A 15,010-nucleotide genomic window follows, 5' to 3' on the forward strand; every position below is an offset into this window, starting at 1 on the left:
CTTGATTCACTATGAATAATCTCACCATTTTCTGCGTGGATTTTTTATAGCGAAGCGGCTCAAAGCACTACGATCAGTCTACATCGCTTCTTATCTTGGTTAGGCTGATCAAGGCGTCCGCCATTCTGTTCAGTTTGCCATCGCTAGACGGGCACCTTGCGCTTTTCTTATTAATTTTCGTAAATAGATACAAATTTCTCTTCCAAATACTCTTCCAGACCGAACTTTCCGCCCTCTTTACCCATTCCACTTTCTTTTATCCCGCCGAATGGAGCTTGAATGACAATTGGAGCCGGGTCATTGATTCCAATGATTCCAAACTCAAGCTCTTTCATCATTCTTAATCCACGGCCTAAGTCTTTTGTATAGCAATATGCGGCAAGTCCATATAATGTACTATTCGCTTTTTCGATGATCTCTTCTTCGCTTTCAAATGTGAATACTGGTGCGATTGGACCAAATGTCTCTTCTGTTGCAATGACCATGTCGTCTGTAGCGTTTAAGAGAACCGTTGGTTCAAAGAAGTATCCGTCACCATTTTCGTAATTGAAAACTTTTCCTCCTGCAACGACTTCTGCATTGTTCTTAACAGCGTCTGCTACTTGGTTTTTCATTGTTTCAAGTGCTTTTTCATTGATTAGAGGGCCAACGTCAGTTCCTTCTTCCAGCCCGTCACCAATTTTCAGCTCTGCAGTTCGTTTAGCAAGTTTTTCTGCAAATTCCTTTGCAACGCTTTGATGTGCATACACACGGTTTGTACTGATACATGTTTGACCTGAGTTTTTAAACTTAGACAGCATAACACCTTCAACAGCCAAGTCTATGTCCGCATCATCAAAAACGATGTATGGAGCATGTCCACCCAATTCCATTGATACTTTTTTCATCGTATCAGCTGAATCGCGAACGAGCTTTTTCCCAATAAATGTGGAACCTGTGAATGTCAGCTTGCGCACATCCGGGCTGGATGTCAATGCTTTTCCAATTTCTTCGGCAGGTCCAACAACAAGGTTTACAACACCTTTTGGAAGTCCTGCTTCATGGAAGCATTCGAACACTTTAATTGCAGATAATGGTGTCTGCAATGCAGGCTTAAGGACGATTGTACAGCCTGCTGCAAGTGCAGGAGCAATTTTCCTAGTAATCATTGAAAGTGGGAAGTTCCATGGAGTAATGGCTCCGCAGACTCCGACCGGCTGTTTAATGACCATAAGGCTTTTATCTTGGTGGGAAGCAGGAAGCACTTCTCCGTATATTCTTTTCGCTTCTTCTGCGTACCAGTCAAGATAGCTGATTGCGCTGAGCACTTCTCTTTTTGCATCCGGAAGCGGTTTCCCATTTTCCAGCGTGATAATCTGTGCAAGCTCGTCCACTCTTTCTTTCATTAAATTGACTGTTTTGAAAAGATAGGCACTTCTTTTATTTCCTGTGGTCTTCTTCCAAGTTTTAAAAGCTTCTTTTGCAGCTGCGATTGCCGCTTTTGTTTCTTCTCCTCCACAAACCGAGATTGTATCAATTACTTCCAACGTTGCTGGGTTAGTAATTTGTTCTTTTTGATCAGATTCATGCCACTCTCCGTTAATGTAGTACATGGAAAATCCCCCTTCAGACAAATTAAATTAGATTAAATGATTTAGTCTCAATGATTAACTCATTTGTTCGAAAAAGCTGTTCCGAATCGAAGTCAGTCACTCAATATTATTATGCAATTACCATGCCAACTTTAAAATAATACTATCCTTTTGAAAACGCCGTCATTTTAGAGCGTTTAATAGATTAAAGCCCTTTCATTTTAACAACAAATCTATTCTATCTTCAATAGTTTTATTCAAAAATGCATAAATTACCACATTACGAACATATCAAACCTTTTATCCTCCTACCCCTTGTTTCCTACTGACAATTTTTTGATATTTCCTACTGACGGAGGATTGACTGATTCCTAGCGCTACCGCCGCTTTTGTTGTGGTTTTATATAGATTCATCGCCTGTGTAATAAGCTGTTCTTCTACTGCCTCAAAGGCTTCTTGTAATGGCATGATATTGGTGATAATCGGTTTCACCTTCGTCATCGGCTCATTCAATTTCAACACTTGCCCAACCACGCTGGCATCAATCATCTCTTCATCAGCCGTGACTACTAAACGCTCAACGATATTCTGCAGTTCCCGAATATTTCCAGGCCAAGTGTATGCTTCTAATAGATTAAGAGCATCCGGCGTTAAATGGTAGCTGCTATTATGCCTTTCATTAAATTGTTTTAGGAAATGAAAAGCAATTAACGGAATATCCTCATGTCTTTCTCTTAATGGCGGAACATGAATTGGAATAACATTCAAACGATAGAAGAGATCCTCACGAAACGACCCATCCGCCACCATTTCTCTTAGATTTGTATTGGTCGCCGCTATTATTTGAACATCAACCGAGAAAGTTTGAGTGCTGCCAACAGGAGCAACCTCTCTCTCCTGAAGGACACGAAGAAGCTTCACCTGAAGTCTGAGTGGTAATTCTCCAATCTCATCAAGGAACAACACCCCTTGGTCAGCTTGCTTAAAGTAACCATCTTTACCACCTGGGTCCGCACCAGTGAAGGCACCCTTCACATAGCCAAAAAGTTCACTTTCCAAGAGTGCTTCTGGAATGGCTCCACAATTCACCTTTAAAAATGGCTGCTCCTTTCGGCTACCTAGTTGATGAATCGCATGAGCAATCACTTCTTTACCGACGCCAGATTCCCCTTGGATCAGTACAGTGGACGAAAATTTCGCTACTTTATGAATCTGCCCCATAATATCTTCCATCTTTTGACTGCGATATATCAGCTTCCGGCTTAATTGTTCTTGCATCTTCATCTCATCAAGCTCTTGTTTATACTGAGCGGATATTTTCTTCATCTCACGGAGTTCATCACGCAGACGAGTCGCTTCTGTGATATCCCGGGAGGCTACGATAATTCTTTCAATCTCGCCATTGTCATCAAGCACCGGATTGCCCACAGCCAAAACCTTCTTGCCAACTGGGGTTTCCTGCACAACAGACACTTTTTTCTTTTTCTCAATGACAAGCCGTGTCACCGAAGGCATGAACCGCCCCTGCTTTTCGAGTTCGATAATATTTTTACCGACCAAGTCTTTCAGGTCTACTCCCCAAAATTCCGGGATAGCGTTCTCACTATAACGAATTAATTCCCCTTTAGCGTTCACTACTAGAATTTCATCATAAATACTGGACAGGATAGCATTCAGATCCTTGTTCAAATTCTTGACCGATTCAAGTTCCATAGCCATCTGCTCGACCATCGGAATATCTTGAACAATGATTATAATTCCCTCAACATTTTTTTCATCATTGATAATCGGACTGTAGTCTACGAGAATCCCCGATTCATTTGTGACTTGAAGTTGATTTAAAACGGTTTCACCAGTCTGAAAAACATGCTTCAGATGATCAGCATTAAATATTGTTTCAGCTGGATATTTTAATACCTGCCCTGCTTTAAAGCGGGTCATTTCCAAGGCCGATTCATTGCAGTCAATAATCATTCCGTGATTGTCAATAATGAATATCCCCATCGGGATGGACATCAGAAGAATCTTCAATATATTGGCATTTTCATTTTCCTGCCTAAAAAGCTCAACAATCAAATCCTCACGTAATACATAGCCAGTAATTGAATCGCTTTCATTTTTAATTAAAGATAATTCCTTTCCAAGCACTTGAAATATTGAAGAAAAAGACAGATTTTCAGATAGTGTGCTCAATTCGGTAATAGGCAAAGCATATTCCTTAATTTGCTCAAGCTCTAACTCCCCATGTTCACGCTCACTTACAGGAAGCTCCTTCAAATAAATATAGGAAGTGATTGTTCCGCCTTCCTCCAAAAATATAAATCGGTTCTTTTTATCCGACAAAAGGGTTCGCCAATCTCGCTGAGGCTGATCCACAGAAAGCTTGACTATTGATTGGATAATATCTCTCGAAATTAAAAACACACCGCTCTCCCCCTTCCGCTTTTGTCAGTTTTTGTCGCTTCTATATTGTTCATTATAGCAGAAAAAACACATTCATCTATGAATTTTTTCATTTTATATTCAGAAATGAATTATCAAGGTATTTTCTGCATAATTTTTTTCGTGTAAATATTTTTCAAAAAGGACTAAAAAAATCCGCCCTTTTATTCTATTTCGAATAAACTATGCAAAACATCATAATTTTCTTTCCTTTTCATAGAATTTTGCCTATTAATTTAAATAGATTGGACATATAACTTTTGGCATGTAATTTGCATTAATATTTCATAAGTTTTGTCTAAAGTTAATATTCTGACTAAAAATCGCAACCAAGACTAAAGGAGTGGTATTATTGTGAGTGAATTGATGGTCACATTGAACAATGTAGTCAAAAGCTTCGATGACAACGTTGTGGTAAAAAATATTAATATGGATATCAAAAGCGGAGAGTTTCTCACCCTTTTAGGACCGTCAGGGTGTGGAAAAACCACAACTCTTCGTATGATTGCTGGATTTGAACAGCCCACTGATGGAGAAGTCATAATAGACGGAAAAGAAGTCAGCAATATTCCCCCTCATAAGAGAGATGTTAATACTGTTTTCCAGAGTTACGCTTTATTTCCTCATATGAATGTTTCTGATAATGTCGCTTTTGGACTTAAGATGAAAAAGATAAACAAGAAAGATATTAAGCGCCGTGTAATGGAAGCGCTTAAATTAGTCCAGCTTGAAGGCTTCGCCAAACGCAAGCCTGATCAGCTAAGTGGAGGACAAAAACAGCGTGTCGCTATCGCGCGCGCCTTGGTCAACAGCCCAAAGGTTCTGCTTCTTGATGAGCCTCTTGGGGCACTGGATTTAAAGCTCCGCAAGCAAATGCAGGTTGAGCTGAAACATTTGCAACAAAAACTAGGCATCACCTTCATTTATGTAACACATGACCAAGAAGAAGCCTTGACGATGTCTGATAGGATTGCCGTTATGAACGGCGGTATTATTGAACAGCTTGGTACACCTGATGAAATTTACGAACGTCCAGTTTCTCGCTTTGTGGCAGATTTTATTGGTGAAACGAACTTGTTTGAAGGAAAAGTTATCGGATTAGACGAACAACATGCATACCTCGACCTTTCCGGGCATAAAGTACCCATCATTCCAACAACCAAAGTATCGTTGGATGAAGAAGTGTCAATGGCCATTCGCCCCGAGCGAGTACAGCTGCATAATGAGCTGAACGGAGCCGGCTTCGCCATTCCAGGCAAAGTCGTAGAACACATTTATGTAGGATCCATCATTAAAACAGTCGTATCCCTTCCCGGGGGAGATCAAGTGACTATCAACAAGACACCGGAAGTGGCTCATTCATTCGCTGTTGATCAAGACGTATATGTGAATTGGGAGCCTGACAAGGCGGTGATCATTGCATGATGGAAACCAATGTTGCACCAGCCGATAAAACGCCGGGGGTGACCAAGAAAAAGAAACACCAAAGCGGTCGATTGTTCGGAATGGCCTGGACACTCTCACCTGTTACGTTTTGGCTTGTACTGTTTTTTATTTTTCCACTTCTCTTCATACTAATTATCAGTTTTGCCACAAGGGGATTATATGGCGGAGTGGAGTATAGCTTTACATTAGAAAACTATACCCGCTTTTTCGACCCCCTCTATCTGAAAATTTTATGGGACTCATTGGTCATAGCTGGTTTTACAACTATCCTATGTCTAGTCTTTGGCTACCCCTTTGCTTATATTATTGCAAGAGCACCAAAGAAATACCGGGCATTTTTAGTCATGCTTGTCATGGTGCCATTCTGGACAAATTCACTTGTTAGAACATATGCATGGATTGTCCTTTTGCGTACAGAAGGAGTTATTAATATAGTACTGATGAAGATCGGCATTATCTCCGAGCCATTGGCCATGTTGTACAACCACGGCGCTGTCATGGTCGGATTGACCTACACACTATTTCCTTTCATGGTTTTACCGCTTTATGCATCCATTGAACAACTGGATAAGTCATTGTTGGAAGCCTCAAGCGATTTAGGTGCGAAACCTTGGCAAACATTTATAAGGATCACCCTCCCACTCACAATGCCTGGAGTGGTTGCCGGCGCCCTACTTACATTCATCCCAACGCTTGGGCTGTTCTTCATCCCCGATTTAATGGGGGGCTCCAAGTCACTCTTGATCGGAAACCTGATAAAAAATCAGTTTCTTACAGCAAGAGATTGGCCGTTCGGCTCTGCTGCATCTATGATTTTGATGGTGCTGACACTAATCTTTATCCTCATCTATCTCAGAATCGGCGGTAATAAAAAAGGACTCGAGGTGTTGTAGATGAATCTCCGACTGAAAAAATTACCATCGATTCTATACGCATTATTAATTTACGGATTTTTATATATTCCGATTATTATATTGATCGTATTCTCTTTTAACAAATCAAGATTAAATGCTGTATGGACTGGATTCACCTTTGAATGGTATGGGAAACTCATGCAAAACAGTGACATTCTAGCTGCGGCCAAAAATAGTTTGACAGTCGCTTTCGTTTCAACCATTGTTGCCACAATGATCGGAACAATCGCCGCCGTTGGTATGTATCGCTTTCATTTCCGTGGCAAAACTGCACTTGATGGGATGCTGTACCTCCCTATCGTCATTCCGGAAATTGTCATGGGGATTTCTCTTCTGGCCTTTTTCGCACTTGTCAACGTCCCTCTCGGTATTTCAACCTTGGTCATTGCCCACATAACATTTTGTATTCCATTCGTTGTCGTTATCGTCAGGGCGAGGCTGGAAGGCTTTGATCCATCAATGGAAGAAGCCGCAAGGGATCTGGGCGCAAATGAGTGGCACACTTTTACAAAGGTTACACTGCCTATCATCGGACCAGGTATCATGGCTGGTGCGCTTTTATCTTTCACCCTATCCATTGATGACGTGATTATCAGTTTCTTCGTTGCCGGACCAAGTAGCACAACATTGCCTTTGAAGATTTTCTCGATGGTGAAGTTCGGTGTATCACCAGAGATAAATGCCCTTTCCACATTAATGCTTGTGATTACCCTGTCTATCGCTGTATTCGCACAACTCAGACTAAACAAATAATTAAACTAGCCGATTCAATATAATATAGCTGGTACTTAAAAGGTACCGGCTATTTAAGGAGTATGGAATTTAGAAAAATTCGAAGGGAGAAAATATTATGAATCCTACAAAAAGAAGCGGCAAATATATCGTTCTTTTTATTATGACATTAATTGTCGCTACTTTCGCTGCTGGATGTGGCAAAAGCAGTTCATCTGGTGAGGAAGCTGGTTCAAAGGACAATGATGGTGGAGAGCTTAATTTATTCATTTGGTCTGAGTACATGCCTGATCGGGTAATTAAACAGTTTGAAAATGAGACCGGAATTAAAGTCAATTATAATGTTTACTCATCCAATGAAGAAATGTTAGCCAAAATCAGTGCTGGCGCGGCAGGGTATGATATTTCCGTTGCAAGTGACTATATGGTTGAGATTATGAAAAAGCAGAATTTACTTGAATCTATTAATAAAGACAATATTCCCAACATGAGTAATTTGGATGAACAGTTTTTAAATCCAACTTTTGATCCAGGCAATGAACATTCTGTTCCTTATATGTGGGGGAATGTTGTTATTGCCATAAACAAAGACGTTGTGAAAAAAGATATCAACAGCTATGAAGATCTGTGGGACCCTGAGTTCAAGAACTCACTTGTTGTTTTGGATGACCAAAGGATTTTAATTGGAATTGGAAATAAGCTTCAGGGAGAATCAATGAACTCAACAGACTCGAAAGTGATCCAAAAATCCAAAGACCTTCTGATTGATCTTTTGCCGAATATTAAAGCTTATGACAGCGATAGCCCAAAAACAATGCTTGTAAACGGCGAAGCCAAAGCCGGTATTGTCTGGGGTGGCGAAGCATACCTTGCTTCAACTGAAAATTCATCTATTGTAACTGTTCTTCCTGAAGAAGGAACTAATATTTGGATGGACAATTTTGTGATTCCAAAAGGAGCACCAAACCAAAAAAATGCTGAAGCTTTCATCGATTTTATTTTACAGCCGGAAGCGAGTGCCGAAATATCCAAAGACTTCCCTTATGCAAACCCGAACCTTGCAGCCCATGAATTTATTGACGATGACATCTTGAACGATCCAGCGGTCTATACGCCCAAAGAGTTTTTGGATAAAAGTGAATTTTTTACAGACATTGAGGATGCTATTCTGGAATACGACCGTGTCTGGTCTGAGATAAAGCAGTAAGAAAAGCGGAGGACGACGTTTAGCGGCGTAAAGACTGGAGGGAATCCGACGAGATAAAGGAAACACGGCGATGCCGAAGGAGAGCCGATTTGACTTATCTTAGGAAGGAAAAGGTGCCTGCTTGGACCTAAAGACGATAAGTCAGCACTAACCACAAACATAGAAGTATCTTTAAACCAATCAGACAAGGAGGAATTTTATGAATCGAGGCAGGCATATTTTTGCAGGGATGATCATCGTTCTGCTAGTAAGCACCTTTTTATCAGGCTGCGGATCAAGCAATACTTCCGGAGGAAAAGAATCGAAAGAGTTGAATGTCTTTAACTGGACAGAGTATATCCCTGAAGTCACCATAAAAAAATTCGAGGAAGAATATGATGTAAAAGTAAATTACAGCATGTTCTCATCTAATGAAGAAATGCTGGCAAAGGTTGCTGCAGGCGGAGGCATATATGATCTTACAATGGCAAGTGATTATATTATCCCTTCAATGGTAGAACGGGATATGATCGAACCGGTCAATTTAGAGAGCATATCCAATTTCAAGAATTTGATAGATGACTATGTGGATCAAGAATTTGATCCGGGGAATAAGTACTCCATACCGTTCATGGGAAATACATTGTCCCTTGGTGTTAATCCCGACTCAATCGGAGTTAATGTTTCTAACATTAAAAGCTATACTGATCTATGGAATCCAAAGCTGAAAAATAAATTGGTTGTCCTTGATGACCAGCGCATGATTATTGGGATGATACTGAAATCTCTCGGATATAGCGCAAATGATACTGATCCAAAACATCTCGAAGAGGCTAAGAAAAAGATGGTTGAACTCCTTCCAAATATCAAAGCCTTTGACAGTGACAGTCCTAAGCAAATGATGGTGAATGGGGAAGCTTCTGGAGGATTGGTATGGGGTCCTGAAATCGCCTTAGCTCAAAGAGAAGGAGCAAACTTTGAGACCATTATTCCTGAAGAAGGTCTTCTTATTACAATGGACAACTGGGTCATACCAAAAGGTGCCAAAAATAAAGAGTTGGCTGAGAAGTTCATCAACTTTATTTTAGAGCCTGAAATCAGTGCGGAAATCGCACAGCATCAGCCTTATATCAATCCCAATAAGGAGGCTCGCAAGCTGATTGACGAAGAAATCCTCAATAATATTGCCATTTATCCGCCTGAAGAAGAAATTGAACGCCTCGAATATATTAAGGATATTGGAGAAGCGATCCAATTATATGATCGTGTTTGGTCAGAAGCAAAAGGTTCGCAATAATTAGACTCATAGAGGAGGTTTCCTCCTCTATATTTTCAAAATTGAATAAATGGTATATTCCGCTCATCTAACATTTGGAAGGAGTCGGCAAATGATAAACACACGATATCAACGTTTTGCATGGCCTGCTGTTTTTTTATTACTGATCAGTGCGGTTTTAGCGGGTTGCGGTGGAAAAAGCCCTCCTGAATCACAGAAAGCATCTAGTGATACTGACAATGAAGAGAATCAAGTCACAGGAGAGTTGAATCTATTCAACTGGTCTGAGTACATGCCAGACAGCGTGATTAAGAAATTTGAAGAGGAATATGGGGTCAAAGTGAACTACAGTGTATACTCGTCCAATGATGAGATGTTGGCTAAAATAAATGCTGGTGCATCCGGTTATGATATAGCTGTTGGGACAGATTATATGGTGGAAATCATGCGGAAAGAGGGGCTGCTTGAGCCAATTACTCTCGATAACATTACCAATCTCAATAACATAGATGAGCAATTTTTGGATAAGTCATTCGATCCCGGTAACAAGTATTCTGTACCTTATATGTGGGGAGGTGCATTTATCACTTATAATAAAGATACAGTAGATAATGAGGTTACAAGTTATAAAGATTTGTGGAAACCGGAATTCAAAAATTCCCTGGTCGTATTGGATGACCAACGCATCATGCTTGGCATCGCCAATAAAATGCAGGGTGAATCCATGAGCTCAACCGATCCAAAGGTCATTGAGAAATCAAAAGAACTGCTTATTAATTTACTGCCCAACATCAAAGCCTTTGATAGCGATACACAAAAAACCATGCTTCTAAATGGAGAAGCGAAAGCAGGTATCGTATGGGGTGCTGAAGCTTATCTTGCCTACAGCGAAAATCCTGCTATCGAGACCGTACTGCCTGAAGAAGGTATGTACCTAGGAATCGATTGCTTCATCATACCAAAGAGTGCTCCCAATCAACGTGCGGCAGAGGCCTTTATTGACTTCGTACTACGACCGGAAATTAGCGCAGAAATAACAGAGGACTTTCCGTACTCCAACCCTAACAAGGCAGCGCACAAACTGATCGGTGAAGAGATCATGAACCATCCGGCAGTCAATCCACCTGAAGTAGAATTGGAAAAAGGAGAATTCTTGCAGGATCTGGGCGAAGCCGTTCTTGACTATGACCGCGCCTGGTCTGAGGTGAAACAGTAAACATGCTGAAAATCCTAAAGGAAGAAACCACTTCCTTTAGGATTTTTTTGAGTCGTATTATAAATTGGATGAAAAATTCTGGATAAACTCACCAATCAAACGATTGATTAGTTGTCAGATCAAACTTCGAAGTGATGATTCTTTATTGATTTGATCTATCCTATCGCTTCGCTGTCCCCCTAGCCGTGACATTAATAGAACACATATTGTTTGATAAGCAGACAGATTCAGATTTTTTTCTTCCATAGAAACATTACTGGTTTTAAATCAAATGCACTTGCAGATTTGCATCCCAGATTTTATTGAGCTCCGCTCGGTATATTGCCTCTAAAATCTATGGCATCTGCCGGAGGTCCCTCACTGAATGGAATACCGATATACATTCATCTCACCCTTACAGCAGTCGGAGACTTCTACTGAATGAAGTTATGAATAGCCGCTTGTGATTGGCTCCATCCTTAAGGCTTCAGCAGTATTCAGGTTCCCACTGCTTAAAGACGCATTTTGTTGGAAAGACTTCTACGCCTCACGATTCAAAAATGGATTTTTCCACTCCATCAATGCTGCGTAATTGCAGGATTCTTCATCTTCAATATAATTTGGCAAAACCTGGACGGGGGTACGACCGCAGTGCAGCAAAAAAGTTACTACAGGGTCCCAGATACCCCCTTCCATGATATGGTTCAAATATTCCTGAGCGCTTATATCATTCTCATACTTATGATAAAAAGGCATCCTTGCTCCACCCAGAAGGCGTTCCAGCCTCTCATTTACAACCACCTCATACATGGACTGCATCAACCACTTGCCTAAGCCCAGCTTGCGATATGTAGGCTTAACACAAATATCAACAATATAAATGGCATTTCCCGCAGGATTATGGTTACGGATATATCCATCATCTGTGATCTCCGACCACGTGTGCTCCGGTTGGCTAGGGTCAAAGTCTATCATTAACCCGGTGATCGAACCTGCTATTTCCCCTTCAATCTCCACACATAAAGCGCCTTGCGGGAACCTCTTGACATGCTCCTTCAATTGCTCTTCGTTCCACCAAAGCTCTGGCGGAAATGGCGGTGGAAAACTTTCTTTTTGTACGTCAATCAGAGCTTGAAAATCATCCTTTGTATAGTTTTTTACCACAGCCTGGATGGGCTTATCCCCGTTGAAGACATACCACTTTTTATACATTTGCCAAACCCCCTTAAGAAACTTTTTCATCAAAGCTTAGCTCAGGTGGTTTTACCCTGAACATTTTGGTTAAAAATGCCAGATAAATAGCTCCGATAAAAAACCAGCTGATCCCCAGAATAAAGGCATGCTGATTCAAGCTTGTCCATAACCAAATGCAGAGAATAACCCCAATCAAAGGAATGACTAGATACAGAAAGGAATCCTTCAACGACCTTCTTCTATTTTTAAAGAAATAATGTGTGATAACGGATAAATGTACTATTGTGAAAGCAGCAAGCGCCCCAAAGCTAATAAAGGATGCCACTGTCTCAAGAGAAAATACCAATGATGACAGTGCCAACAAGCTTACGATAACGGTACTATACACCGGTGTTCTGTACTTTGGAGAAATATACCCAAACACTTTCTTCGGAAGGATCGTATCACGCCCCATAGCGAACAGAAGCCTGGATACGCTGGCATGGGAGCTTGTCGCTGATGCGAAACAGCCCAATACATATCCGGCAAGGAACATTGCCTTAAATAGATTCCCCCCAATAAAAACAGCAATCTGAAGGGGAGCCGAGTCTGGATTCTTAAATGACATATAATCCGGATAAACCATTTGGCCTATGTACGAAACGACAATAAATAGCACTCCTCCGATAATTGTTACTAGAAAAATAGCTTTAGGAATATTTCTTTTTGCATCAACTGTTTCTTCTGACAATGTTGTGACCGCATCAAACCCCAAAAAGGATAGGCATAAAATGGCCGCTCCTGCAAAAACTAAAGAAGGCGACCCTTCAGGATTGAAAAAAGGCAAGGTCGAGAATAAAGTCCCGGTTCCGCTCCCGCTTAAAATCGTTTTGACAGAAAGGATCAAGAAAAACACAATCACGATAATTTGAAAAGCAATCAAAAAGAAATTGACATTAGTAACAACTTTTATCCCTCTTATATTAATAAACGTTACAATTAAAATGGCCAAAATTACCCAAACCCAATTCGGCACTGAAGGAAATTCAGCATTTAAATAGATGCCAATAACTAAATAATTGATCATTGGAAGAAATAGGTAGTCCAATAACAATATCCATCCAGTAAAGAATCCGATATGAGAATTAAGTGATTTTTGCGCATAAGTATAGGCTGAACCAGTATACGGATAAGCTTTAACCATTCTTCCATAGCTATAAGCGGTAAACAGCATTGTCAATAAAGTGGCAATATACGCCGCCGGCAACATCCCCAATGTAAGCTGCGATACGATACCATATGTAGTAAAAACAGTCATCGGGACCATATACGCCAATCCGAAAAGTACAACAGGAAACAGGGTGAGCACTTGTTTAAATTCAGTTTCTACTCTCATCACTTTCCTCCTTTTTATCCTCTATCTTGATAAACGACTTTTCCATCCATAACCGTGAGTTTTACCTTCGCTTCCAATAATTGCGCAGACTCTATGGCAAACAAGTCTCTGTCCATCACAATTACATCTGCCAGTTTTCCTTTTTCCAATGTTCCCAGCTTGCTCTCCATAAAATTCCCAAATGCGGAGCCCGCAGTATAATGCTTCAAAGCTTCTGCCAAAGGGATTTTTTCCTTTGAATTCCAACCTTCTCCTGGCTCTCCATCGTTGAACCTACGTGTAACCGCACGGTAAATTTCCAACATCGGATTTAGTTCAACGACAGGAAAATCACTCCCAAAGGCCATGGGCGCATCTGATTCCCCCAAAGTATTAATCGGCCACATATATTGATCTCTTACTTTTCCCATGCGGGACAAATAGACATTGTCCTCATACTTCTCAGTAATTGCCATATGTTCCGGCTGCATGGAAGCAACCACGCCAAATTTTGCGAAACGATGGATATCATCCGGATGAATCACTTCAATATGCTCAATTGTATGCCGTGAATCCCGCTGACCGTTTTGCTCTTCAGCTTTCTCATATAAATCCAGCCCAAGTCGTACCGCACCGTCTCCACATGCATGCAAGCGAATACGAAAACCTTCACGGTCAGCCTCCGTCACCCATTGATCCAAAAGTTCTGGCGGCAGGAATGCCGCTCCTTTTTCCGACGGATTGTCGGAATATGGTTCAACCATCAACGCTGTGTATGTTGTCGCAACACCGTCCAGAAATTGTTTTAACCCTGAGAACTTTAATACATCTGACTGATATTCCTCACGCAGTTTTCTTGCCTGAGCCAAATCCCCATTTAGCGGGCTGAGGAAAAATGTTCTAACCGTCAACTTATTTTCCTTTTCAAATTTCCGGTAAAGGGTGAGATCCCCTACTTCAAAACCTGGAAGAGGCAGCATATCACTGACTGATGTAATACCCAGTCGATTGGCTTTGGTTAAGAAACGCTCCATTAATTCGACTGCCTTCTTTTCCGGAATATTAAACGCCTGGTCAGCCGCAAGCCGCATAGCTGTCTCCAATAAAATCCCCGTCGGCTTTCCGTCTTCATCTTTCATAATCATCCCGAATGGCGGATTTTCCGTATCCTCATTAATCCCTGCCAGCTCCAGCGCTTTACTGTTCAGCCATGCCCCATGACATTCAGCATTTAATAGAAATACAGGGCGATCAGAAATTACTTCATCCAGAACAGTCCGGTCAGGCATCTCCTTTTTATCCCAGAAAATATGGTACCAACTAAAACCAAGAATCCATTCATCATCCGGACGGCTGTCAGCAAATTCTTTCACCTTTTGAGCCGTTTCTTCTGCTGTACGGGCATCAGCAAGATTGACATAATCCTCAAATAGGCATCCCAGTGTTAAATGGATGTGGAAATCATGAAAACCAGGCATAATCGTTTGATTATCAAATCTGTAAATCTGTGTATGCTTGTCTATATAATGTTCCAGCCCTCCTTGCTTACAAGCATCAATAATCTTCCCATCCTTGATAGCTATCCCCCCTTCCAACATTTCCTTACCTGTAAAAATACGATTTCCCTGAATGATCATATCTGCTTTGACCAATCGCCATTCCCCCTTGAACCGCTATTTTTCTCTTTACTCCCTTGGGTC

11 protein-coding genes are annotated in these 15,010 nt (G+C 41.0%); 6 read left to right on the forward strand and 5 right to left on the reverse strand.

Features of this window, described 5'->3' with window-relative positions:
* Window positions 1–170: 170 nt before the first annotated feature.
* Together H9631_RS14745 and H9631_RS14750 are read right to left on the reverse strand one after the other, a co-directional pair.
* Window positions 171–1,592, reverse strand: a complete 1,422-nt coding sequence (locus H9631_RS14745) for an NAD-dependent succinate-semialdehyde dehydrogenase (RefSeq protein WP_191814085.1) — start codon at window positions 1,590–1,592, stop codon at window positions 171–173.
* Window positions 1,593–1,871: 279 nt separating this feature from the next.
* Entirely contained in the window at window positions 1,872–3,995 is a 2,124-nt protein-coding gene (locus H9631_RS14750) for a sigma 54-interacting transcriptional regulator (protein WP_191814087.1), read from the reverse strand.
* Between the two features lie 372 nt (window positions 3,996–4,367).
* On the opposite strand from H9631_RS14750, the gene H9631_RS14755 reads away from it, so the two are divergent.
* The 6 genes from H9631_RS14755 (at window position 4,368) to H9631_RS14780 (ending at window position 10,783) form a co-directional block, all read left to right on the forward strand.
* Window positions 4,368–5,438 carry an ABC transporter ATP-binding protein gene (locus tag H9631_RS14755; RefSeq protein WP_191814089.1) on the forward strand — a complete coding sequence of 357 codons (1,071 nt, stop codon included), beginning with the start codon at window positions 4,368–4,370 and terminating at the stop codon, window positions 5,436–5,438.
* An 80-nt stretch (window positions 5,439–5,518) separates the two neighbouring features.
* Window positions 5,519–6,352, forward strand: coding sequence for an ABC transporter permease (locus H9631_RS14760; protein ID WP_191814126.1), 834 nt, complete (start codon window positions 5,519–5,521; stop codon window positions 6,350–6,352).
* Between the two features lie 12 nt (window positions 6,353–6,364).
* Window positions 6,365–7,126 (forward strand): spermidine/putrescine ABC transporter permease PotC, encoded by a 762-nt coding sequence (gene potC / locus H9631_RS14765; protein ID WP_191814129.1) that lies wholly within the window; start codon window positions 6,365–6,367, stop codon window positions 7,124–7,126.
* Between the two features lie 97 nt (window positions 7,127–7,223).
* Window positions 7,224–8,312 (forward strand): ABC transporter substrate-binding protein, encoded by a 1,089-nt coding sequence (locus H9631_RS14770; RefSeq protein ID WP_191814091.1) that lies wholly within the window; start codon window positions 7,224–7,226, stop codon window positions 8,310–8,312.
* A gap of 199 nt (window positions 8,313–8,511) precedes the next feature.
* Window positions 8,512–9,588: an ABC transporter substrate-binding protein gene (locus tag H9631_RS14775; protein ID WP_191814093.1), complete on the forward strand. Its 1,077-nt coding sequence runs from the start codon at window positions 8,512–8,514 to the stop codon at window positions 9,586–9,588.
* 91 nt (window positions 9,589–9,679) lie between these two features.
* Window positions 9,680–10,783, forward strand: a complete 1,104-nt coding sequence (locus H9631_RS14780; RefSeq protein ID WP_191814095.1) for a polyamine ABC transporter substrate-binding protein — start codon at window positions 9,680–9,682, stop codon at window positions 10,781–10,783.
* Window positions 10,784–11,302: 519 nt separating this feature from the next.
* Here the strand turns inward: H9631_RS14780 and H9631_RS14785 are convergent.
* The 3 genes from H9631_RS14785 to H9631_RS14795 are packed head-to-tail and all read right to left on the reverse strand — an operon-like array spanning window position 11,303 to window position 14,962.
* Complete coding sequence (locus H9631_RS14785) at window positions 11,303–11,974, reverse strand: GNAT family N-acetyltransferase (protein WP_191814096.1); 672 nt, start codon at window positions 11,972–11,974, stop codon at window positions 11,303–11,305.
* A 13-nt stretch (window positions 11,975–11,987) separates the two neighbouring features.
* Entirely contained in the window at window positions 11,988–13,331 is a 1,344-nt protein-coding gene (locus H9631_RS14790) for an APC family permease (RefSeq protein ID WP_191814098.1), read from the reverse strand.
* Window positions 13,332–13,345: 14 nt separating this feature from the next.
* On the reverse strand, window positions 13,346–14,962 hold the full coding sequence (locus H9631_RS14795) for an amidohydrolase (protein ID WP_191814100.1): 1,617 nt from the start codon (window positions 14,960–14,962) through the stop codon (window positions 13,346–13,348).
* Between the last annotated feature and the right edge of the window lie 48 nt (window positions 14,963–15,010).

The organism is Bacillus norwichensis, from assembly GCF_014836955.1.
Classification (GTDB): Bacteria; Bacillota; Bacilli; order Bacillales; family Bacillaceae_C; genus Siminovitchia; species Siminovitchia norwichensis.